At 37.1% G+C, this 24507-nt stretch carries 23 protein-coding genes; 17 read left to right on the top strand and 6 right to left on the bottom strand.

The features are described 5' to 3' along the window. Nucleotides 1-104 precede the first annotated feature (104 nt). From fni to PVE40_RS05775, 6 genes are read right to left on the bottom strand one after another with little or no spacing between them, the layout of a single operon-like run. On the bottom strand, nt 105-1172 hold the full coding sequence (gene fni / locus PVE40_RS05800) for a type 2 isopentenyl-diphosphate Delta-isomerase (RefSeq protein WP_274730941.1): 1068 nt from the start codon (nt 1170-1172) through the stop codon (nt 105-107). Then, nucleotides 1169-2254 (bottom strand): phosphomevalonate kinase, encoded by a 1086-nt coding sequence (locus tag PVE40_RS05795; RefSeq protein ID WP_274730940.1) that lies wholly within the window; start codon nt 2252-2254, stop codon nt 1169-1171. Before PVE40_RS05795 ends, fni begins: the two co-directional genes overlap by 4 nt. A 22-nt stretch (nt 2255-2276) precedes the next feature. Beyond that, entirely contained in the window at nt 2277-3284 is a 1008-nt protein-coding gene (gene mvaD, locus PVE40_RS05790) for a diphosphomevalonate decarboxylase (RefSeq protein ID WP_274730939.1), read from the bottom strand. Continuing rightward, entirely contained in the window at nt 3281-4231 is a 951-nt protein-coding gene (mvk, locus tag PVE40_RS05785) for a mevalonate kinase (protein WP_274730938.1), read from the bottom strand. Before mvk ends, mvaD begins: the two co-directional genes overlap by 4 nt. A 26-nt stretch (nt 4232-4257) precedes the next feature. Further along, on the bottom strand, nt 4258-5610 hold the full coding sequence (locus PVE40_RS05780) for a tripartite tricarboxylate transporter permease (RefSeq protein ID WP_274730937.1): 1353 nt from the start codon (nt 5608-5610) through the stop codon (nt 4258-4260). Between the two features lie 14 nt (nt 5611-5624). After that, the gene (locus PVE40_RS05775; protein WP_274730936.1) at nt 5625-5897 is read right to left on the bottom strand and encodes a hypothetical protein; all 273 of its coding nucleotides are present in this window, start codon (nt 5895-5897) and stop codon (nt 5625-5627) included. Between the two features lie 165 nt (nt 5898-6062). Here PVE40_RS05775 and coaA point away from each other — a divergent pair, with 165 nt between their 5' ends. From coaA to PVE40_RS05685, 17 genes are all read left to right on the top strand, one after another. Then, nucleotides 6063-6986: a type I pantothenate kinase gene (coaA, locus tag PVE40_RS05770; protein ID WP_274730935.1), complete on the top strand. Its 924-nt coding sequence runs from the start codon at nt 6063-6065 to the stop codon at nt 6984-6986. Nucleotides 6987-7019: 33 nt separating this feature from the next. Continuing rightward, nucleotides 7020-8573, top strand: coding sequence for a glutamine-hydrolyzing GMP synthase (gene guaA / locus PVE40_RS05765; RefSeq protein WP_274730934.1), 1554 nt, complete (start codon nt 7020-7022; stop codon nt 8571-8573). Between the two features lie 402 nt (nt 8574-8975). Continuing rightward, a complete protein-coding gene (locus PVE40_RS05760; protein ID WP_274730933.1) occupies nt 8976-9926 on the top strand; it encodes an ABC-three component system protein in 951 nt (316 codons plus the stop codon). Next, nucleotides 9923-10168: an ABC-three component system middle component 6 gene (locus PVE40_RS05755; protein ID WP_274730932.1), complete on the top strand. Its 246-nt coding sequence runs from the start codon at nt 9923-9925 to the stop codon at nt 10166-10168. Before PVE40_RS05760 ends, PVE40_RS05755 begins: the two co-directional genes overlap by 4 nt. Further along, nucleotides 10155-11894 carry a DUF2326 domain-containing protein gene (locus PVE40_RS05750; protein WP_274730931.1) on the top strand — a complete coding sequence of 580 codons (1740 nt, stop codon included), beginning with the start codon at nt 10155-10157 and terminating at the stop codon, nt 11892-11894. The genes PVE40_RS05755 and PVE40_RS05750 overlap by 14 nt, the downstream gene beginning before the upstream one ends. A gap of 153 nt (nt 11895-12047) precedes the next feature. Further along, nucleotides 12048-12362, top strand: coding sequence for a YdcP family protein (locus tag PVE40_RS05745; protein WP_274730930.1), 315 nt, complete (start codon nt 12048-12050; stop codon nt 12360-12362). Nucleotides 12363-12379: 17 nt separating this feature from the next. Further along, nucleotides 12380-12757, top strand: coding sequence for a YdcP family protein (locus PVE40_RS05740; RefSeq protein ID WP_274730943.1), 378 nt, complete (start codon nt 12380-12382; stop codon nt 12755-12757). Between the two features lie 46 nt (nt 12758-12803). Next, on the top strand, nt 12804-14180 hold the full coding sequence (locus tag PVE40_RS05735; protein WP_274730929.1) for an FtsK/SpoIIIE domain-containing protein: 1377 nt from the start codon (nt 12804-12806) through the stop codon (nt 14178-14180). A gap of 154 nt (nt 14181-14334) precedes the next feature. Beyond that, complete coding sequence (mobT, locus tag PVE40_RS05725) at nt 14335-15570, top strand: MobT family relaxase (RefSeq protein WP_274730942.1); 1236 nt, start codon at nt 14335-14337, stop codon at nt 15568-15570. A gap of 47 nt (nt 15571-15617) precedes the next feature. Further along, nucleotides 15618-15839 carry a hypothetical protein gene (locus PVE40_RS05720; protein WP_080145564.1) on the top strand — a complete coding sequence of 74 codons (222 nt, stop codon included), beginning with the start codon at nt 15618-15620 and terminating at the stop codon, nt 15837-15839. A 54-nt stretch (nt 15840-15893) separates the two neighbouring features. Further along, entirely contained in the window at nt 15894-16658 is a 765-nt protein-coding gene (locus tag PVE40_RS05715) for a DUF6414 family protein (protein ID WP_274730928.1), read from the top strand. Beyond that, nucleotides 16651-17751 (top strand): AAA family ATPase, encoded by a 1101-nt coding sequence (locus tag PVE40_RS05710; RefSeq protein WP_202545733.1) that lies wholly within the window; start codon nt 16651-16653, stop codon nt 17749-17751. The genes PVE40_RS05715 and PVE40_RS05710 overlap by 8 nt, the downstream gene beginning before the upstream one ends. Nucleotides 17752-17845: 94 nt before the next feature. Further along, on the top strand, nt 17846-18343 hold the full coding sequence (locus PVE40_RS05705) for an antirestriction protein ArdA (protein WP_274730927.1): 498 nt from the start codon (nt 17846-17848) through the stop codon (nt 18341-18343). An 88-nt stretch (nt 18344-18431) separates the two neighbouring features. Next, on the top strand, nt 18432-18824 hold the full coding sequence (locus PVE40_RS05700; RefSeq protein ID WP_274730926.1) for a conjugal transfer protein: 393 nt from the start codon (nt 18432-18434) through the stop codon (nt 18822-18824). Further along, nucleotides 18808-21255 (top strand): conjugal transfer ATPase TcpF, encoded by a 2448-nt coding sequence (tcpF, locus tag PVE40_RS05695; protein WP_274730925.1) that lies wholly within the window; start codon nt 18808-18810, stop codon nt 21253-21255. The genes PVE40_RS05700 and tcpF overlap by 17 nt, the downstream gene beginning before the upstream one ends. 14 nt (nt 21256-21269) lie before the next feature. Next, nucleotides 21270-23501 carry a CD3337/EF1877 family mobilome membrane protein gene (locus tag PVE40_RS05690; protein WP_420828514.1) on the top strand — a complete coding sequence of 744 codons (2232 nt, stop codon included), beginning with the start codon at nt 21270-21272 and terminating at the stop codon, nt 23499-23501. Then, nucleotides 23498-24499, top strand: coding sequence for a bifunctional lytic transglycosylase/C40 family peptidase (locus tag PVE40_RS05685; protein WP_274730923.1), 1002 nt, complete (start codon nt 23498-23500; stop codon nt 24497-24499). The genes PVE40_RS05690 and PVE40_RS05685 overlap by 4 nt, the downstream gene beginning before the upstream one ends. Nucleotides 24500-24507 lie beyond the last annotated feature (8 nt).

Genomic DNA, 24507 nt, shown 5'->3' with positions numbered 1-24507 from the left:
TACTGCTTGATAGATTGTGAAATTTAGCCTGCATGCAACTGGAAAAATACACTATCAACACTTCTTGACAAAGAGCCACAAATACGGCAGGGATCTTTACTTTATTAATATTCACTTGAACGAATACCGAAACGACGATAATCAATACCGCGCATCTCACACCAGTCGATAATATCACGTTGGAAGATGACATCGGTTTGCTTCAACTCAGCAACTGACTTTTTACCAAGTAACGTCATAATGGATGTCATTTTTTCTTTCCAGCTAGCAATGGTTTCGATGGTTTTCTCTGGGCCTTCTTCTAGCACCATATGCAGGAATTGTCCCGAAAGCCCAACCGCTTCAGCACCTAAGGCAAGTGCCTTCACAATATCATAAGGCGACTTCACGCCCCCAGAAGCTAATAAATGCACGCGGTCATTTAGTTCTTCACCTTCTAGCAAGGAAAGAACAGTAGACTGTCCCCAATTTTCTAAATCATCATAAGAAAAAGTGGTACGGCGAGCATTCTCGATTGCGGCAAAGTTTGTCCCGCCACGACCAGAAACGTCAATCCACTGAACGCCAACGCTGATGAGCTGCTCCATGGTTTCTCTACTCATACCAAAGCCAACCTCTTTGACCATAACCGGTACCCCAACTTTAGCTACGATACGCTCAATTTGCTTGAGCCACATAGAAAAATCACGATCACCTTCTGGCATAACAAGTTCTTGAGGAGCATTGATGTGGATCTGCAAACCATTTGCTTCTAAAATATGAACTGCTCGCTTTGCATTTTCTAAAGTGTGATGCGCACCTAGGTTAGCCAAAACAATACCGTTAGGATTCACTTGGCGGATCACCTTGAATGTGTCAGCGAGTTCAGGATGTTTAATCGCTGCGCTTACTGACCCGGATGCCATGATTAAGCCAGTAGCCTTCGCCACTTCGGCCAAATTCGCATTAATTGTTTTTGTTTTTTCGCTGCCACCCGTCATTCCATTGATGTAAAACGGCAACTCCATTGGATAGCCTAATAAATTTGATGCTAATGAGATATCAGCCGTTTTTATTTGGGGAAGGGAGTGGTGAACAAAACGTACTTTTTGAAAGTCAGACTGGCTGGCAGCTTGATATTGCCTTTCTGCCAAGTCTACGTGTTCGTCCTTGCGATTAGAGTCTATATTCATTCTTTTTCCTCCTGATCTTCTTGATACACTTGAAGGTCTAGGTGCTGGATACCAGCTTCTTGCCATTGATGTAGTAAATCTGTAATATTAGCGTCTTGCTCGATTAAGACAATGCCGCAATCACCACCGCCAGCGCCAGAACTTTTAGCAGCTCCACCAAACTGTTCTGCGATTTGAATAAGCTTGGTAAGCAACTTCGTTTCAATCAGGACACCTGTTTGTTCTGCAAGTTCATTCAATAACTGACGATTGGAGCGGATGCCCGTCTTAATAGCGGATAAGTGATCGTGATCAAAGGCATCAATTAATTCATTAACATATCGTTTACTCTGTGTTAAAAACTGTGGGAAAAATTCATTCAAGCCACTGCGCTTGTGATTTACTTTGTCAACTAAGTGGGTAGTGGAAGCAGGAGAACCGGTCCACCCGATTAATAACCGCAATTTTCGTGAAGGGTTTAACCGACGAATCATCAATCCAGGCCATGCAAGATTAACGAGCTGGGAAATGGATTGGGTTTCTTTTTGCGTTAATACCCAGTTGCGGTCAAAGCAAGAATAAGCAATCCATCCCGTATACGAGCTTGCTGCAATGTCACCAAATGAACCATTGCTGTTTACCGATAGGTGAGCGAGTGCTGCTAACTTATAAACTAATTCATTAGAAGACGGCAATGCGTAAAACTGCAATAATGCTTTAATCGTTGCTACGGTAACCGCACCGCTTGAGCCAAGGCCATATTTTTTTCCATGGGAATTATCTAATTTGCTCTCGACGGAGAGGTGGAAATAGACCAATTCTTTTCCTTGTTCTTGAATATATTGCTCTGTTATTTTGACTGCTTGGGTAATATAAATGAACGGATTTTCCCGCTCATCAATGGATAACTTACCTTCTTGTCTGGTCCAAGGAATTGGCAGCCCACCATTCAATGACGAGTGAATCGTCCCTTCATCTTCAGCTTCTTCCAATGTTACCGTGATAAATTGGTTGACAGCAATTAAAATAGCAGGGTGATTATGGGTTACTACGGCATACTCACCTGCAATGAATAATTTTCCTGGCGCGCTTGCTTTTATCAAATTCCTCTTCCTTTCTTCCTGACTACGATCGTTTCCACCCGTATGCAGTGACTTCTTCTTTGGTTAACTCTCGTATTCCTTCTCCTGGTCCAGTGACGAGGAGCTGTTCTTCATTGAAATATTTGGATAGTTCTTCTTTAATTTGTTTTGCCTGAGATAGTCGGCAGAGTACCTTTACATTCGGACCGGCATCCATTGTAACATAACAAAGCACGCCTTGCTCTCTCAAACGATTTACACATTGAATCGCTTGAATACTATTAGGTTCAAAGTACATAATGGGCGGATTAGCCCCCAACATCGAGCCATGCATTTTCATAGCACTGTGCTCTGCAATTTCACCCATTGTCTGAAAATCGCGCTCTTTGATTGCTTCTTTGATTGCTTGTAGATCAGTTTCTGCTGTCTCTACCCAAGAAGGGTAAAAAGGAGAAGTTTCAACAGTTTGCTTCATTCCAACTCGGCTCGAAACTTTCTTCGCTGAACGGTTTACCGCAACAATGACCATACCGATATCCCAATCCGCATCATCAACCGGAATCGCATACGAATCCGTTGGAGAAGTCCCTTTGTTCCATTCAACAAAGCCGCCGTAAATACTACGTGTCGCGCTGCCGCTTCCTTGGCGGGCAAACATGGAGAGGGTTTGATCATCTAACTGCAGTCCTGTTGCAAGGTTTGCCGCGCCTGCTAAGGCAGCAAATGCAGAAGCAGAAGAGGCTAGACCAGCTGCTGTGGGAACATGGTTGATGCTTTCCACGCGAGCTCGCACAGAGAGATTGGCTTCTTTGCGAAATAAATCAAGAAAACGAGAAATTTTTACCGTCTCTTGTTCACTTTGTTGTTTCCCGTTCAGATAAAATAAATCAGCTTCTAATGTTTCATCAAAAGTAACGCATGTATCGGTATATAACTCATTCAAAGTAAGAGAAAGACTACTGTTCATCGGAAGGAAGTATTCTTCATCCCGCTTTCCCCAGTACTTGATCAAAGCGATATTCGTGTGTGCACGAACTGCTGCTTGTCTCATTTTTCTTCCTCCTGTCTTAGGTGGGTAATCCACGTTGCCACTGCACCAGCTTCACGAAGAGCAGCACTCACTTGTTCAGCATCTTCTTTTGTTTCTGCTAGAGCAATCATACAACCACCACGGCCGCCACCGGTCAACTTTGCCCCTAGCGCGCCTGCTGCATTTGCTGCAGAAACAAGTTGGTTTAACTCGGGACTTGAAACGCCTAGATCAGTCAACAGCTCATGTGCTTGATCCATTGCCTGACCTAGTTCAGTTGGACGATTTTGTTCTAAATAATGTCGTGCTTGTTCTGCCAATTCTCCTAGAGACCGAATTTGGTTTAAGGTGCGTTTTTGGTCACCATTTTCAATTCGGCTGGCAATACTGGAAACAGCTTCTTTCGTTTGTCCAGTCACGCCGGTGTCTGCTACGATTAGGTAGGCATCCATATGTAACTGGAAGGGGATGAAGGGATGTCCTTTACGGAAAAAGACCGGCTCGTCACCGCTTGTCGTTACCGCATCTAGTCCGCTTGGATTTCCATGTGCTACTTGTTCTGAAAGGTGAACCAGTTCCAATAAAGCTTCGTTGCTTAACTTCGCACCATAATATTGATAAATCGCTCGAGTTACCGCAACGGCAACCGCAGCACTAGAGCCCATCCCGCGTTCAGGTGGAATGGTGCTTTCGATTGTAACACGAATATTTCTCAGCGGTTTCCCCAATGAAAGTAACGCTGTTTCAATTGCTTTTTTCAAGCTTTGTAGTACTTCCGGCATGTCGTTTGCAATGCCTTGGTAATAGGAACAATCAACCAGTAACGCTCCTGTTGTCGGCTTAACTGTCGCTGTCATAACTGCTGCGGGAAAGGGAAGAGCAATCGAAGGTTCCCCATAAACAACGGCATGCTCGCCCATTAAAATAATCTTCCCATGTGAATGGCCATTTGCCAATTTTTCTTCCATTTTCATCTTCCTTTACGTTCTATCTATTATGCAAACCATGAAATAATAAATGGTGCAGCATACAGGGTCATGAATTGAATCCCGTAGTTCATGCCCAGACGGTTTAGTGAACCTGCGACAAATCCGATTAACATGACTCCAAACACATTCAGAAGTCCGGCATCCATATAGGAAAGGAGGAGGACCAAGGCGATGAATAAGCCTAAAATAGCCTCATGAGGGACTTTCGTCAGTACCAAAGCAGTAATTCTAGTCGCATAGCGAATCGCTAGAAAATAAGCTAGGGAAATCGCAATTAGCGCACCTAAGAAAATAGCTAAGGTGAATTCGCCCATGGAGAGTGCATGGTGGATATTCGCTTCCAGAGTCAATACGGGAGGAGCTGTAAATAAAGCACCTCCGGGACCAATCGCAGCGGGTGATAATGGAATACCTAGTGCCACTACACAAATAATAATGCCCGATAAATACGTAGACTGTGCCAGAGCACTCATCGTAACAATAGAAGTGCTGGCACGTTTGACAGGATCCTTTTCACGTTTACCTACCAGTTCACCAAATAAAATAATAATACCTACTGGACTTAATACAAAAATAAACGTAGAAAAGAACGCCACGATGGCTGCTGGAATGGTTTCTTCTTTAGCTGCAATCTTGAATGGGTTCATCGTTTCTCGTTTCCCATCAATCACTGGAATCCAGGTTTCAGCCATTTCATCTTTTTCAGCCGCTTCTCTCGTTGAACGAATCAAGAACGACAATAGGTTTACCAATAAAGGACCTACCGTGATTCCTAAAAAGAAGGAAGTCGTAATATTCTTATCCGCTGGAACAATATTCAAGTCCCAATACAAAGTGCGTAAACTTTGAAAGAGCAGGGCAAGCGGGAGAATCATGAAGAGGGAAAGTGACTTTGCCTTCGACATCAGCGACAGAAAGATCGCTCCAACAACGAATAACCAACCTGAATAGGACTTGATTACTTCTGCATAAGGAGCGATTAGGTTTGCCACGAGCAGGCTAATCGGAACCGATACAAGAACACCAATTAATGCGCCTACTGCTGACTTTTTAATGTTTTGATGTGTTAAACCTTCTTTTTTGAGGGTCATCGAATGCCCAATCATCGGCGTAGAAAGAACCCCACCTGGCAACCCAACGACTAATGTCGGCATGGCATTCATCAGGTTAAGGGAAACAATAGCTGCAATAAAAAAGGTTAACACAACGATTGGATGCACGCCTGAGAGTACCACTGCCAATGTAATAGGCATTAATACGGCAGTTTCATCCGTTCCCGGGATGAAGCCAATCAAAGTATATAAGAAGGTAGCGCCGAGTGCGACAATGACCATCTGAATGAGTAATTGAAAATCCACAAAAATTCCTCCAATTAACGTTCTTGATTACTTTGCTTAATCAAACGTTTGGGCTTGATAAAAATGGTGTTTACGAGAAGGGCGAGCACAGCTCCTGCTAAACCAAAAAACAATTGTTTGGTTGTATCTCCGGCGGGAGCTAAGAAATAACCAGCCATTGTTAAGACGGCGGAGAGAAGCATTGCTTGCAGTAAATCACGGAGACTAACTAAATCACCCCATAATTCTAAATATTTCTCCTTTTTTTTCATTTTTTCACCACTTTCTCTTCTTTTATGCTTCTTCATTTTAACGAAGCCCCTTCTTAAAGTAAATGAAACACCACCTTTATTTAGGAAAATTTAACTACACTTTCGTACACTGGATTGCTCTTCTACATATTTGCTCTGGTACCCTTCCTAAAAGGTATGTTACAATGTTCGAAAATGTGAAGGATATGAAAGGAATCAAGCATGACTTCTAATAGCAACTACCATCATATTGAACGAGCTGAATGGAGAACATTCCATGAAGAATCGATTCCGATGATTTCGGAAGAAAAATTAATGAGTTTGACTGCCTTAAATGATAAGCTGTCCTTGGCAGACGTGAAAGATATTTATGTACCGCTTGTAGAAATGATTGACCTCGTACAACAAAACTATCGAAACTTAAATCGGGTAAAGAGTAAGTTTTTGCAACACCCATTTGATCCTTCTCCGCTCATTATTGGTGTTTCGGGAAGTGTAGCTGTTGGGAAGAGTACCACGGCTCGTGTGCTGCAGAACTTGCTTCAAAAATTTTACGCGGATAAAAAAATTGAAATGATCACGACAGACGGTTTTCTATATCCGAATGCGGAACTAAAAAAACGAGATATCATGAACCGAAAGGGATTTCCGGAGAGTTATGATATGGAGCGCTTGATTCAATTTTTACTAGACGTGAAAACTGGGAAGGAAAATGTCCAATTTCCCGTGTATTCGCATCGAATTTATGATATTGTACCAGATAGGTTTGAGGAAGTGGATCAGCCTGATATACTCATTGTAGAAGGGATTAATGTGTTACAACTTCCGAGTAATCAAACCATCTATGTCAGTGACTTTTTCGATTTTTCCATTTATGTGGATGCAGAAGTAGAAAATATTGAGAAATGGTATTTGGAACGCTTCGAGATGTTAATGGATTTGGCCAAAGACCAGCCTGATAATTACTACCATAGTTATGCAATCGGTGATCGAGAAGAAGCGATCCAAATGGCAAAGGGTGTTTGGAAGAACGTAAACTTGAAGAATCTGACTGAGTATATCGCGCCAACCATGACGCGCGCTGATTTGATTATCCATAAGGCAGATAATCATTACATTGATTACTTGAGCATCAAGAAGTATTAAACTAAATTACTTATTTTTGGAGGGACCAGATCGATGACGACAGACTTAGCTTCAATGGAAAAAATTATTGTATTAGACTTCGGTAGTCAGTACAACCAACTACTTACCCGCCGTATTCGTGAGTTCGGCGTGTTTTCTGAATTACTTTCTCACCGCACAACAGCGGAAGACATCAAGAAGATGGAAAATGTTAAAGGAATTATTTTTTCCGGTGGACCAAATAGTGTATATGAAGAGGGCGCCTTTACGGTTGACCCAGCTATCTATGAACTCGGCTTACCTATCTTGGGTGTATGCTATGGCATGCAATTAATGACTGTTCAATTCGGCGGTACCGTAAAAAAAGCAAGACATCGTGAATACGGCAGCTCAAATATTGAAATCTTAAATACAGCGAGCCCTTTGTTTAAAGGCTTAGAATCCAGCGAAACAGTATTGATGAGCCATGGGGACTTAATTGTTGATATCCCTGCTGGCTTTGACGTGACAGCAACAAATGCACAATGTCCTGTAGCAGCCTTTGCGAACCAAGCGAAGAACTTCTACGGCGTACAATTCCATCCAGAAGTGCGTCACTCCATTCATGGGAATGAAATGTTACGCAACTTCGCCTTTGATGTATGTGGTTGTACAGGAGACTGGTCTATCGCTGACTTTATCGATATTGAAATCGCAAAAATTCGTGAGACAGTCGGAGATAAGCGAGTCTTGCTTGGATTGTCAGGCGGGGTTGACTCTTCCGTTGTCGGCGTATTGCTTCAAAAAGCAATCGGCGACCAATTGACTTGTATTTTTGTAGACCACGGTTTGTTGCGGAAAAACGAAGCAGAAGCCGTAATGGAAAGCCTGTCTGGGAAGTTTGGCTTGAACATTATCTTGGTGGATGCGAAAGAACGCTTCTTATCTAAGTTAGCCGGCGTGAGCGATCCAGAACAAAAACGAAAGATTATCGGAAATGAGTTCATATACGTGTTCGATGACGAAGCAACCAAATTGGACGGAATTGAATTCTTGGCACAAGGTACGCTATACACAGACGTAATTGAGAGTGGTACGGAAACCGCACAAACTATTAAGTCTCATCATAACGTAGGCGGTTTGCCAGAAGATATGCAGTTCAAACTAATTGAACCATTAAATACATTGTTCAAAGACGAAGTACGCGAACTTGGAACCCAACTTGGTATGCCTGACAGCATTGTTTGGCGCCAACCGTTCCCAGGACCAGGACTCGGTATTCGTGTCTTAGGTGAAATCACGGAAGAAAAACTTGAAATTGTCCGCGAATCCGATGCCATCTTACGCGAAGAAATCGCCAAAGCTGGACTTGATCGTGATGTATGGCAATATTTCACCGTTCTTCCAGGTATCCGCAGCGTAGGAGTGATGGGTGACGGCCGTACCTATGACTACACAGTAGGAATCCGCGCAGTAACGTCTATTGACGGAATGACTTCCGAATGGGCACGCATTCCGTATGAAGTGCTAGATACGATTTCTAGAAGAATTGTAAACGAAGTAGAGCACGTGAACCGGATTGTGTATGATATTACGAGTAAACCACCAGCTACGATTGAGTGGGAATAATTTACTAACTTGATTTGGTAGTAAACGATTGGTTTAACAGGCTTCTTTCGGTTCTTAAAATGGATAAAATGGTTTGAATTGATTACGTTTCCCGCCAAAATCCCGCCAGACGTGTTGAAAGTGGGACTTTATCAATTCATAGTTTAGAGGGTGCATTCTTATGAAATGTACTCTCTTTTTTCTCCGCCAAAGTTTTGACTAACCATACTCTGCATTGAGTATACGATATATAAAAAATGCAATTTCAGTGTAGTGTTTGCTCATATTGAGCGTTGAATTCCTTAATGAAAAATTCTTTAAGTCTAATAATTAAAAGTAAGGCGATCAGAAATGAGCATATTAACTTTTTTACAAAATATATCTCCAATATGATAGAATTAAGAAAATAGTTGGAGGTAAATCATGTCAAGAGCAGAATCATACATCACAAAAGTTCTTTTTCAAAATAGAATATACAAATATGATGGCCAACAGTTTGAAGACTTTTTTGTAGCCATTATGTCTAAGTGCAATAATAAATTCCAAGCTGTTAAGCCTTATGGTAACATTGGAGATCGTAAGAACGATGGATTTGATAAGACTGCTGGAATTTATTTTCAAGTATTCTCACCTGAAGATATAACAAAAACAAAAACAAAAAATGATGCTATAAATAAGCTTGAAAATGATTTTATTAAACTCTATGCTTATTGGAATAAAATTTGTCCAATTAAAGAGTTTTATTTTGTTATAAATGATAAGTACAAAGGAATACCTTCCCCTATCATTGAAAAATGTATAGAAATTGGAAACAGAAAAGAATATAAGCATCTAAGTTTAAACATATTTAGCGCTAAAGATTTAGAAAAGCAATTTGATAGTCTTGATGTTTTGCAAATACAAGATATTATAGGCTACATACCAGACGAGGAGTTAGAAATAATCAAATACGATGCTTTGAACGAAACAGTTCAATTTCTAATCAATATTGAAGTAGATAATGGTGCTATAGATGTATTAAGTGTTCCAAATTTTGATGATAAAATTATGTTTAATGGTCTTAGCGATCAAGTAAAAATTTATCTAACAAACGGTTCTTATCAAGAAGGAACTCTAACTCAATATTTTAATGAAAATCCAGGCTTAGATAAGATACTTCAAGAAAAATTTCATTCTTTATATTTAAATTCAAAGGAAGAGATTTCTGGCGACTTAGAAAACGCAAGTGATGCTAGATTTTTTAGTATTCTTGAAGAGTCATGTTATAAACCTACTGTACCAATTCAGAGTTGTGTTTTCGTACTTATGGCACACTATTTTGCTAGTTGTGATATTTTTGAAGAACCCCTAGAAGAGAGGAGTGATTCCGCATGATATTACCGAAAAAACATCTATCAATTCATGAATCACTAATAGGATTTGGTGGTTTTTTATTAACACAACTACAGCAACCGTTGGATGTTGATTCTTTGTGGGAACGTTATAATAATGCATACTATAATCTTAAATATCCAGTAAAATTTACTTTTGACGAATTTATAATTGCTTTAGATTTCTTATACATGATTGGTGCTATTAAATCCAATAAAGGAGTTTTACATTATGAAATTGATTAGTTTAACTTCAAATATGCCTTCATTTCATAGTGTAATTTTTAAAGAAGGCGTAAATATTATTTTAGGAAAACAGGCCTCTCCCACTAAAGGAAACGACGGGAACACATACAATGGCGTTGGAAAATCTTTTACTATTCACCTGATTCATTTTTGTCTAGGATCAAATAAAATTGGTAGCTTTGAAAGTAGCCTTTCCAACTGGTCATTTACTTTGAAATTTTCGATTGATGGAAAAGTGTACACTTCAACTCGACATGCTGATGAACAAAATAATTTAATTTTTTGTGGTGAAAAAATCCCTCTTAAGACATTTAGGGCAAAACTTTTAAGTTTATGTTTTAATATTGAAGAAACACCTAATTATATGACTTGGAATACATTGTTTTCGCGTTTTGCAAGACGATATAGATCTAGTTATATTAATTTCGACACTTTTGTACCAAAAGAAACAGATTATAGTAAACTATTAAACAATGCATACTTATTAGGTATTGACTATGATCTTATAATTAAAAAAAGGAATCTCAGAGATAAACAAGATTCTGCTAATAAAACAGAAAAAGCAATTAAAAAAGACCCAGTATTCAAACAGTATTATCTTGGAAAACACGACGCAGACATTGATGTTACTGAATTGAACTATAAAATAAATCAACTACAAAGTGAACTTAATAGCTTTAAAGTATCTAGCAATTATCATGAATTAGAAAAAGAAGCAAACGATAAGAGTTTCAGTAAAAAGAAGTTGGAAAACAAACGATCGTTAATCAACTCTAATATTAAAAATATCACTATTTCTTTAAATCAGAGTATTGATGTAAATTCAGATCAATTATTGAATGTTTATAAAACGGCCAACGTTGAAATACCAGACATGATTAAAGAAAGAATTGATAATGTAATGGATTTTCACAACGAATTATTGAAAAGCCGGGAAATCAGGCTAAAGAAAGAACTTCAAAAAAACAACATTCACCTTTCTTCTATTGAAAATCAAATTAAGGAATTAGGAGAAGAAATGGATCGGCTTTTAAGCTATTTAAACTCGCATGGAGCATTGGAAGAATATTTAGCGTTAACTGAACAATTGTCTTCGTTAGAGCATGAAAAAAATAGAATAAATGATTATAAAAAAATTCTTAAGACATATCAAGAAACAAGATTAGATATTAAAGCAGATTTTATTTCTCAAGATAAAGAATCTGATACATATCTTGAAGAACAGAGTGACTATCTTGATCGGTTAAAAGAATCATTTCGTAGTTTATCTAAAAGATTTTATCCTAAAAAAAGTAGTGGCTTGATAATCAAGAATAATCTTGGCGAGAACCTGCTGAGATTTAATATAGATGCTAGAATTGAAGATGATTCTTCTGATGGTGTTAATGAAGTTAAAATATTTTGCTTTGATTTACTCATACTACTAAGTAAAGTAAGCAATATGCGCTTTCTTATTCATGACAGTAGGTTACTTGCGAATATGGATCCTAGGCAAAGAGAAATTTTATTTAGATTGATGAATGAGTATACTGAGACTAAAGAATTTCAGTATATATGTACTGTAAATGAGGATACTTTGCAATCAATAGAGCCGCTTATGAAGAAAAACGATTATGAAGAAATTATTGAAAAGAACATTGTACTTGAACTAAATGATGATTCTCCTGAAAGTAAGTTGCTAGGTGTTCAAGTTGATGTTGATCTAGAAGGAAATAACAAAAAATAATATTATTTATAAGACGTTCAGAAATGAGCGTCTATTTTTTTATTTAAATTTGAAAGGAGTCGATAATTTTAAAAAACAAAAACAAAAAAATAAAGGGACGCTCTCCATCCTGTAAGACCATCAAACTATTTAAAAGAAAGGATAGGTATAAATATGGAACTAAAATTTGTTATCCCAAATATGAAAGAAACATTCGGAAATTTAGAATTCGCTGGAGAGGATAAAATTGAACAGCGAAGAATTAACGGACAACTGACTGTCCTATCTCGTAGCTTCAATCTATACTCTAATGTTCAAAGAGCAGATGACATTGTCGTTGTTCTTCCTGCCGAAGCTGGAGAAAAGAACTTTGAATTTGAAGAAAGTGTAAAACTAATTAATCCACGCGTTACAGCAGAGGGCTATAAAATTGGTAATCGTGGATTCACTAATTATATTTTACATGCAGATGACATGATAAAAGCATAAAGAAAGAGAGGAATTTGATTATGAGATTAGCTAATGGCATTGTATTAGAAAAAGAGGCAACCTTTGGAGAGTTGAAATTTTCCGCACTCCGTCGTGAAGTCCGTATTCAAAATGAAGATGGGACAGTTTCAGAGGAAGTTAAAGAACGTACCTATGATCTAAAATCCAAAGGACAAGGACGTATGATTCAAGTAAGTATTCCTGCCAGCGTTCCTTTAAAGGAATTTGACTATAATGCAAGGGTAGAAATTATCAACCCAATAGCTGATACTGTCGCTACTGCTACCTTTCGAGGGGCAGATATAAACTGGTATATTAAAGCAGATGATATTATTCTGGCGAAAGATTCTAGTACATTTAGGAATCAACCACCTAAAAAAGAACCTGCTAAATAAAAATTGGCACTCTATCTCCCACTAAATAGAAAGGGGAAGATAACGGATGAAACAGATTGCATTTCATAGTAAAAGGATTCGCCCGAATGACAAAGATTTAGTCTTTCATTTTACAATAGCTACTTTGCTACCAATTTTCCTGCTGGTTGTTGGACTGTTTCATATTCAAGCAATCCAGCAGGTCAATTGGCAAGACTTTAATCTATCGCAAGCAAACCAGATTGACATTCCCTATTTAATGATGAGTATAGGTGTCGCAATTCTTGTTTGCTTACTAGTGGTATTTCTATTCAAAAGATATAGATATGATACAGTAAAACAACTCTATCACCGTCAAAAGCTGGCAAAGATGATTTTAGAAAATAAGTGGTATGAATCGGAACAGGTTAAAACAGATGGCTTCTTTAAAGATTCATCCAGTCGTAACAAAGAGAAGATAGCTTACTTCCCCAAAATCTATTATCGTCTTAATAACGGATTGATACAAATTCGGGTAGAAATTACTTTAGGGAAATATCAAGACCAGCTCTTACACCTAGAAAAGAAATTAGAAAGTGGCTTGTACTGTGAGCTGATGGATAAAGAGTTAAAGGATTCTTACGTGGAATATACCTTGCTTTACGATACTATCGCCAGTCGGATTTCTATTGATGAAGTACAAGCTACAGATGGGAAATTACGACTGATGGAAAATGTATGGTGGGAATATGACAAGCTCCCTCACATGTTGATTGCTGGGGGTACAGGTGGCGGTAAGACTTATTTTATTTTAACATTGATTGAAGCCTTGCTTTATACAGATTCAAATATGTATATTCTTGACCCAAAGAATGCTGACCTTGCAGATTTAGGCTCTGTGTTAGAAAATGTTTACTACAAAAAAGAGGATATGCTTTCCTGCATTGATAATTTCTATAAAGAAATGATGAAACGCAGTGAGGATATGAAGCAAATGGAAAATTATAAAACAGGAGAAAATTATGCCTATTTAGGACTTCCAGCCAACTTTCTTATTTTTGATGAATACGTGGCTTTCATGGAAATGCTGGGAACAAAAGAAAATACCGCAGTTTTAAATAAGTTGAAACAAATTGTTATGTTAGGTCGCCAAGCTGGATTCTTTTTAATACTGGCTTGTCAACGTCCAGACGCAAAATATTTAGGCGACGGAATCCGTGACCAATTTAATTTCAGAGTGGCACTTGGAAGAATGTCTGAAATGGGCTATGGCATGATGTTTGGTAGTGATGTACAAAAAGATTTCTTCTTAAAGCAAATCAAAGGACGTGGCTATGTAGATGTGGGAACAAGTGTCATATCAGAATTTTACACGCCCTTAGTACCAAAAGGTCATGACTTTTTAGAGGAAATAAAGAATTTATCTAACAGCAGACAGTCCACGCAGGCGACGTGCGAAGCGTAAGTCGCAGGTGTGGGCTGATCTTGCTGGCTGGTGTGGCGATAGCCGCGCCAGCACTTAACCCCCCGTATCTAACAGGGGGGTACAAAACAACAAGAAACAGACAAAAAATAGTAGAAAACCCTTTGGTTATAAGGGATTTAGAAAATTTGAGCGTATGTCAAATGAGCTTCAACAGTTGACATACGCTTTTTTGATTGGAGAGATTAAGCTGAGTGAAAAAACTTGGGTACAGGAATTAAAAGAAAAACGTCTTGTTTATGGGCTTTCACAAAATCGTATGGCAATTGCAACAGGCATTACAAGACAATATCTTAGCGACATTGAAACAGGCAAAGTAAAGCCATCAGATGAACTACAAGAATCACTTTGGCAAACACTGGAACGATTCAATCCAGAAGCTCCCCTTGAAATGCTCTTTGATTATGTGAGGATTCGATTTCCTACAACAGATGTCAAACACGTGATTGAGGATATTTTGAGATTGAAAATTTCCTATATGCTTCATGAAGAGTATGGTTTCTACTCTTATACAGAACATTATGTTTTAGGTGATATATTTATTCTATGCTCCCATGAGATAGATAAAGGAGTACTGGTTGAATTAAAAGGTCGTGGTTGTCGTCAATTTGAAAGTTATCTTTTGGCACAGCAAAGAAGCTGGTATGAGTTTTTTATGGACGCCTTAGTGGCTGGTGGTGTGATGAAACGCCTTGACCTTGCTATCAATGATAAAACTGGGATTTTAAATATTCCTAACCTCACAGAAAAATGTAGACAGGAAGAATGTATTTCAGTTTTCCGTAGTTTTAAAAGCTATCGTAGTGGTGAGTTGGTACGCAAAGATGAAAAAGAATGTATGGGAAACACACTCTATATCGGTTCGCTCCAAAGCGAAGTCTATTTTTGTATCTATGAAAAAGACTATGAACAGTTCAAGAAAAACGATATTCCCATTGAAGATGCAGACGTAAAAAATCGTTTTGAAATTCGATTAAAAAATGACCGTGCCTATTATGCAGTACGTGATTTATTAGCCTATGACAATCCGGAGCGTACTGCCTTTAAAATTATCAATCGCTATATCCGTTTTGTAGATAAAGACGGTACAAAGCCCCGTTCTGATTGGAAACTCAATGAAGAATGGGCTTGGTTTATTGGAAGCAACCGTGAACAATTAAAATTAACGACAAAACCAGAACCATATTCTTTTCAACGGACGTTGAACTGGCTGTCCCATCAAGTCGCACCTACTTTAAAGGTAGCCATGAAATTAGATGAAATCAATCAAACACAAATTATCAAGGATATTTTGGATAATGCCAAACTAACGGAACGACATGAGGATATTTTAAGACAACAGTCAGTAAACGATAAGGAAGTAATCACTTAGTACGTTCCTGTAAATTAAACAATTGTAAAAAAGAAAGGAGAATTTTTATGAATTTTGGACAAAATCTTTATAACTGGTTTCTATCAAATGCTCAATCGCTGGTACTCTTGGCTATCGTTGTGATTGGCTTGTATCTTGGCTTCAAGCGTGAGTTTAGCAAGTTGATCAGCTTTCTCATCATTGCCATTATTGCAGTAGGCTTGGTTTTTAATGCAGCTGGTGTGAAAGACATTCTATTGGAGTTATTCAATAGAATTATTGGCTCATGATACTTCTATAATAATGATATAATATATCTAATTAAAACATAGGAGGATTGATGAATGACTAAAAACTCAAAAAATTCAAAGTTTTTAAAAATAATTTACTTTGATGAAGTAGCGGCTAATGATTTTGTAACCATTAAAAATGGTGGGAAAATTGATTGGTCAACAAATGAAAATAAAGAAAGGTTAGCTAAGCTTGTGGCGGAAATAGATGCTCAAGCAAAAACTGGATTCAACTTTTTTTCTACTTTTAAGGCAACTATTTCAGGTAGTGTTAATACAGGTTATGATTCTAAAATGGCTAAAATAATGGAATCAACAATATCAAACACTTTATTAACTGATTATCTGTCACTAGCTGTAAAGGATAAAAACATTCATATCTTTAAATCTGAAGATGTATATGCTCCAGAAGAATCCATAACCATTTATAAAATGTATAGTTCATATTTAAATGTGGTACCTAAAGAAGAAATACCCATTGATTTAACTGAACTTAATAAAGCTATACTTGGGGATAGAGGATATTATCAAATGCTTTTAGGAAGCGAACCTGTTCCTAAAACAGTTTTAAGATTTAATATTAACGCTTTTAAAAATAGTTATACGTTAGCAGACTTATCAAAAATGAATCTTACTTACTATGGAATTAAAGTAGGAACTTGCACAATGAATCAACTATCAATGGAAAATGAGTTTAAATTCGAAAAGAAAAAAAGTGAAATTGACGTTACTGAAATAGTTACTGGGGAAAAAAATGAAGATAAAAATGATTTACTAGATGTATACGATGTAGTGTTGGGTGGTGTTATTAGTGAGTGATATAGTGATATTTTATGGTTCAAGAGTAGAATTTAATAAATCAATTCCAACTCAATATAAAACACTAACTGAATTAGTATATGAGAATGACAGAGATTCAAAAAATATGGTTATTCAGATATCTGATCAACCCCAACCAAAGAGTGAACCAGAAAAGATTAGGATAGAAAATATAGTTGTAGGTTCAGATGAATACGCTGGCGTTAGAGAACATGTGATCATTAACTTTAATAATTTTTTAAGTAAATTTGATTATGATAGATTATATCTGCATAATCCTCCATTACAAATTAGTGATCAAATTAAGCGGTTATTTCCAGAAACAGAAGTGTATAATCAAGAATATATTAATTTGGATATAGATGATTTAAAAGAAATCAATTCAAAATACGATGACAGAATTATTGGTCAAAAAAGTGCAAAAGATAAATTACTACAAGCATTGTTTCCTGTTACCTTATCTAATCGTAAAAAACCAATAGTTATACTATTATATGGAATGTCTGGAATCGGTAAGACCGAAACTGCAAAATTCATTTCAGAGATTATTGGTGAACCATTATTTAGAAAACAATTTTCTATGTATCAAAATAGTCAGTTTGCTAATTATCTTTTTGGTGGTGCACATTATGAAAAGAGTTTTGCTAAAGATTTATTAGATAGAGAATCAAATGTATTATTACTAGACGAATTTGATAAAGCCCATCCCTCATTTCATAGTGCTTTTTATCAACTATTTGATGAAGGAATATACGAGGATCAAAACTATTATTTAGAGTTAAAAAAATCAATAATAATCTGTACATCGAATTACCTAAGTCTTGAAGAAATTGAAGAAAACCTAGGAAGTCCTATATTTTATAGATTCGATAAAATTATACATTTTAAAGAGTTAACTAGTGAAGAAAAAAATAAAATCGGTCAAAAAATCCTTGTTGAATCTTCAAAACAATATGAGATGACCCTATCTCCTGATGTTAGAGAAAGACTTTTTGATAGTTTTATATATTGTTCAAATGTTAGACAGATTAGAAATTTAATACAGGATACTTTTGCATTCAATGCAATAGTTAATGAGATTGAAAAAGAATAATAGTAAAAACATTCGTATTGTTAAATAAAAAAGCATTAGATAAATTAATCTAGTGCTTTTTTTATGCAAATTTTAAAGAAAGAATGTGAATTTTATGGATGATATGCAAGTCTACATTGCCAATTTAGGAAAATATAATGAGGGGGAATTAGTAGGGGCATGGTTTAAACTTCCTATTGATTTTGAGGAAGTAAAGGAACGTATTGGGTTAAATGATGAATACGAAGAATATGCTATTCACGATTATGAATTACCCTTTGAAGTTGACGAATATACGTCTATTGGCGAATTAAATCGCCTGTGGACGATCGTTGAGGGATTACCAGATGAAATACGCGCAGAACTATCCAACCTGCAATCTCATTTTGGAAGCATTGAAGAACTCAATGAACATCAAGAAGATATTATTTGTCATTCAGATTGTGATGATATGGCAGATGTTGCACGCTACTATATTGAAGAAACAGGAGATTTAGGAGAAGTTCCTGCTAACCTACAGAACTATATTGATTATGAATCTTATGGTCGTGATTTAGAAATCGAGGGAACATTCATTTCTACTAGTCACGGGATATTTGAAATCTTATATTAAATCTATCAGTAGAGAAATGTCTGATAGATTTTTTATTTTATGGGTAGCTGAAACGAGCTACCCTGTTTTTTGTGAAAGGATTGATTACATGAAGAAAATACGAAGCTATACCAGTATCTGGTCGGTAGAAAAGGTGCTCTATTCTATCAATGATTTTCGTTTACCTTTCCCCATTTCTTTTACACAAATGACTTGGTTTGTAGTATCACTCTTTGCGGTGATGTTACTTGGAAACTTGCCACCACTTTCACTGATAGAGGGAGTATTTCTAAAATATTTTGGTATTCCTGTAGTTCTCACATGGTTTATGAGCCAGAAAACCTTTGATGGGAAAAAACCATATGGATTTTTAAAAGCTGTGATTGCCTATCTGACGCGTCCAAAACTGACCTATGCTGGAAAATCAATTAAGTTGAAAAAATCCCAACCAACAGAAGCCATTACAATCGTTAGGAGTGAAATCTATGACGTATCCGATTAAATACATTGAAAATAATTTAGTCTGGAATAAAGACGGGGAATGTTTTGCTTATTATGAGCTGATTCCCTATAACTATTCTTTTCTAAGTCCAGAACAAAAATATCTAGTTCACGATTCTTTTAGGCAGTTAATTGCACAAAACCGTGACGGAAAAATCCATGCCTTACAAATCAGTACAGAATCGAGTATAAGAGCTACACAAGAACGCTCCAAAGAAGAAATTACAGGAAAACTTAAATCAATGGCTTATGAAAAAATCGACCAGCAAACGGAGGCTCTTGTTTCCATGATTGGTGAACATCAAGTAGACTACCGATTCTTTATTGGTTTTAAGTTACTTTTGAATGATGAAGATTTTTCTATGAAAAATCTAGGTAAAGAAGCAAAAATGGCTTTTGCTGATTTCTTTCATGATGTGAATCATAAACTTATGGGGGATTTTGTCAGTATGAGCAATGATGAAATCTGGCGTTTTCAGAAGATGGAAAAATTACTGGAGAATAAAATCTCTCGTCGCTTCAAAATCCGCAGGCTGGAAAAAGATGATTTTGGTTATCTGATTGAACACCTATACGGACAAACAGGAACAACTTATGAAGATTATGAATACCATCTTTCAAAGAAAAAACGGAATAAGGAAACTCTTGTTAAATATTATGACTTGATTAAACCGACCCGTTGTCTACTGGAAGAAAAACAAAGACATTTAAAGATTGAACAGGAAAATGAGGCCATCTATGTGGCTTACTTTACTATTAACAGTATTGTTGGCGAATTAGACTTCCCATCATCTGAAATTTTTTATTACCAGCAACAACAATTTACATTCCCGATAGATACCTCAATGAATGTAGAAATTATAGCAAATCGTAAAGCTCTAAGTACCGTAAGAAACAAGAAAAAAGAATTAAAAGACTTAGATAATCATGCATGGCAAAGCGATAACGAAACCAGTTCTAATGTGGCAGAAGCCTTGGAAAGTGTAAATGAATTGGAATCTAATTTAGACCAAAGCAAGGAATCCATGTATAAGCTCTCTTATGTAGTACGTGTTTCAGCCAATGACCTTGACGAATTAAAACGCCGTTGTAATGAGGTATGTGATTTTTATGACGATTTAAGTGTAAAACTGGTTCGTCCTTTTGGAGATATGCTCGGTTTACATGAAGAATTTTTACCTGCAAGCAAAAGATATATGAATGACTATATCCAATATGTAACTTCTGATTTTCTCGCTGGTTTAGGTTTTGGAGCTACTCAAATGCTAGGTGAAAATGAGGGAATCTATGTTGGCTATAGTTTAGATACAGGCAGAAATATTTATCTGAAACCTGCTCTTGCCAGTCAAGGAGTGAAAGGTTCTGTAACCAATGCTCTCTCTGCTGCTTTTGTTGGTTCATTAGGTGGCGGAAAATCCTTCTCTAATAATATGATTGTTTATTACTCTGTTCTCTATGGAGCACAGGCAGTCATTGTAGACCCAAAGGCAGAACGTGGCAAATGGAAAGAAACATTGCCAGAAATCGCTCATGAGATCAATATTGTTAATCTAACCTCTGATGAAAAAAATAAAGGCTTGCTCGACCCTTATGTCATTATGAAAAATCCAAAGGATTCCGAATCACTGGCAATTGATATTCTTACATTTCTAACAGGAATTTCTTCCCGTGATGGACAGCGTTTCCCTGTTCTTAGAAAAGCTATTCGTGCAGTAACCAATAGTGAAGAACGTGGTTTAATGAAAGTGATTGAAGAATTACGAGTTGAAAATACAACCATGAGTAATAGCATAGCCGACCATATTGAAAGTTTTACAGACTATGATTTTGCTCATCTGTTATTCAGTTATGGAGAAGTTGAACAATCCATTAGTCTTGAAAAACAGTTAAATATTATACAAGTAGCTGATTTAGTGCTACCAGACAAGGAAACTTCTTTTGAGGAATACACCACAATGGAATTACTTTCCGTAGCCATGCTTATTGTCATTTCTACCTTTGCCCTTGATTTTATTCATACAGACCGTAGTATCTTTAAAATTGTTGACCTTGATGAAGCATGGAGTTTCTTACAAGTAGCACAAGGTAAAACCTTGTCTATGAAATTAGTAAGAGCTGGACGTGCTATGAATGCAGGAGTTTATTTTGTAACTCAAAATACAGATGACTTATTGGATGAAAAACTGAAAAATAATTTAGGACTAAAATTTGCCTTTCGCTCCACTGATCTCAACGAAATTAAAAAGACCCTTGCCTTTTTTGGCGTTGATCCAGAGGACGAAAATAATCAGAAACGACTTCGAGATTTAGAAAATGGTCAATGCTTAATTAGTGATTTATATGGACGTGTCGGTGTGATACAGTTCCATCCTGTTTTTGAGGAACTGCTTCACGCCTTTGACACAAGACCTCCTATTAGAAAAGAGGTGTAAAAATGAAACCATCTATGGGAATAACTAAATTAAAAGAAAAATGGAATCTCAAACAAATTTTAAAAATGACAGGTACAGGTTTTTTAATCCTTGTAACTGTCATTTTGCTTTTAGCAACATTGGGTACAGTAGCCCATGCCACAGGTTTAGTGGATGATACGATAAATACTGCCAATGCGTATAGCAAATATCCACTAGGGAACTATCAATTAGATTTCTATGTAGACAATAGCTGGGGGTGGCTACCTTGGAACTGGTCGGACGGCATTGGAAAACAGGTCATGTATGGTCTATATGCTATTACTAACTTTATCTGGACAATTAGTCTTTACCTTTCCAATGCTACTGGTTATTTAGTACAAGAAGCCTATTCCCTTGATTTTATTTCATCTACTGCCGATTCTGTCGGTAAAAATATGCAGACCTTAGCTGGCGTGACATCCGGAGGTTTATCATCAGAAGGATTTTATATTGGATTTCTCTTAATTTTAATCCTGGTTCTTGGGATTTATGTTGCCTATACAGGATTAATAAAAAGGGAAACTACAAAGGCAATCCATGCCATTGTAAATTTTGTCATGGTCTTTGTACTATCCGCTTCCTTTATTGCCTATGCTCCCGACTACATTAACAAAATTAATGACTTTTCATCCGATATTAGCAATGCCAGTCTTTCTCTTGGTACAAAAATTGTTATGCCCCATTCCGACAGTCAAGGGAAAGATAGTGTGGACTTAATTAGAGATAGTCTGTTTTCTATACAGGTACAACAACCTTGGCTCTTGCTTCAATATGATAATTCTGATATTGAAAGTATTGGTGTAGAACGAGTGGAAAATTTACTCTCGGTTAGCCCCGATACTAATAATGGCGAAGATAGAGAAACAATTGTCAAAGAAGAAATTGAAGATAGAGATAATGCGAATCTTACCATTACAAAGACCATCAACCGACTAGGTACTGTTTTCTTTCTCTTTATCTTCAATATTGGTATTTCCATTTTTGTATTCTTGCTAGCAGGAATCATGATTTTTTCACAAGTGCTTTTTATCATCTATGCCATGTTTTTACCCGTAAGTTTTATTCTAAGTATGATTCCCTCTTTTGATGGAATATCAAAACGAGCTATCACAAAGCTGTTTAATACCATTTTAACGAGAGCGGGAATTACATTGATTATTACCACTGCTTTTAGTATTTCTACCATGCTTTATACCTTATCTGAAGGCTATCCATTTTTCTTGATTGCCTTTCTACAGATTGTGACCTTTGCAGGAATCTACTTTAAGCTGGGCGATTTAATGAGTATGTTCTCTCTACAAAGTAATGATTCTCAAAGTGTTGGTAGTCGTATCATGAGAAAACCTCGTATGCTCATGCACGCGCATATGCACCGATTACAACGAAAGGTTGGTCGTTCTATGACTGCTTTAGGCGCTGGTACTGCCATTGCTAGTGCTACAGGAAAAGGACAGTCGGGTTCGGGAAGTTCTGCGAGAACACAAGCAGATCACTCACGACCAGACAAACAAGAAAAATCGTCCCTTGGAAAACGTGCAGGTCAAAAGATTGGGGCTATAGCGGATACCAAAGACAGAATCAAAGATAGTGCTGGAAACTTAAAAGAACAAGTCAAAGATTTACCAACCAATGCAAAATACACCGTATATCAAGGAAGATCAAAAGTGTCGGATAATGTCCGTGACTTGACAACTAATATCTCTCAAACAAAATCAGAAGAAGCCATGAGGCGGAAGGAACAGCAGGCGCAAAGACGTACAACGATTGCAGAACGTCGAACCAAAATGGAACAAGCTAAACAGAAAAAACAATCTGTTTCTACTAATCATGCAAGACCTACTACCAGACAGGAAATCTATGAGAAACGTAATAGACGACAGGAACAATTCCATGAGCGTCCTACTGCTCGACAAGAAAACTCTTATAAGCAAGCAGCTACTAGAACTACCACTCCACTGATTAACAAAACCAAAACACAAGAGGAGGAGCCAGACCGTCCAACAAGTAAAGTGAATTCTTCGAACCCGAAAACAGAGGGTCAAAATAATATACCAACAAAACGACCTATTCATAGATCTACTGTCTCAAGTCCAACAGTAAAAACGATACGACGTCCAGTCACAAGAAAAAATATGCCAATTATCCAACAAAAACCAGTAAAAAATATAAGAAATAAAACTATTCCAAAAACCACTCCTATTAAAAGGAATGGTGAGAAATCATGAAACCAAAATATTTAATTATTGGCGGTGCTGGGATATTCCTCACGGTTTTCTCTTTACTTCTCTTTGTTGCTATTCTCTTTTCAGATGAACAAGATAGTGGATTTTCAGATATTCAATCTGGCGGTATTAATGTTTCCGACGAAGTGGTGGCTCATAAACCTGTGGTAGAGAAATATGCTAAAGAATATGGAGTTGAAGAATATGTTCATGTGCTACTTGCGATTATACAGGTGGAGTCTGGTGGCACAGATGAGGATGTGATGCAATCTTCTGAATCCCTTGGATTTCCACCCAATACTTTAGGTACAGAAGATTCTATTAAGCAAGGCGTCAAATATTTTGCATCCTTGCTTCAAACGGCAGAGAAAAATGGCAGTGATTTAAACGCCGTCATTCAATCTTATAACTATGGTGGTGGATTTCTTGGTTACGTTGATAATCGTGGCAATAAGTACACTCTTAAACTAGCTGAAAGTTTTGCTAATCAATATTCTAATGGCGAAAAAGTGTCCTACCCAAATCCGATTGCCATTCCAATTAATGGTGGTTGGCGATACAACTATGGGAATATGTTTTATGTTCAATTGGTATCTCAATATCTTGTCACTACTCAATTTGATGATGATTCAGTACAAGCGATTATGGATGAAGCCTTTAAATATGAGGGATGGAAATATGTTTATGGAGGTGCTTCTCCCACGACTTCCTTTGATTGTAGTGGATTAACCCAATGGAGCTATCGTAAGGCTGGAATCAATTTACCACGAACTGCACAAGAGCAATATGATGTGACCCAACATATCCCATTGTCAGAAGCAGAAGCAGGGGATTTAATTTTCTTTCATTCCACTTATAACGCTGGCACCTATATTACTCATATAGGTATTTATTTAGGCAATAATCAAATGTTTCACGCAGGTGATCCTATCGGTTATGCCGACCTAACTAGCTCTTACTGGCAACAGCATTTAGTTGGAGCAGGACGAATCAAGGAATAAGAAAGGAT

The organism is Jeotgalibaca caeni, from assembly GCF_028863945.1.
GTDB lineage: Bacteria > Bacillota > Bacilli > Lactobacillales > Aerococcaceae > Jeotgalibaca > Jeotgalibaca caeni.
This window is presented reverse-complemented; position numbering and strand designations above follow the sequence as displayed.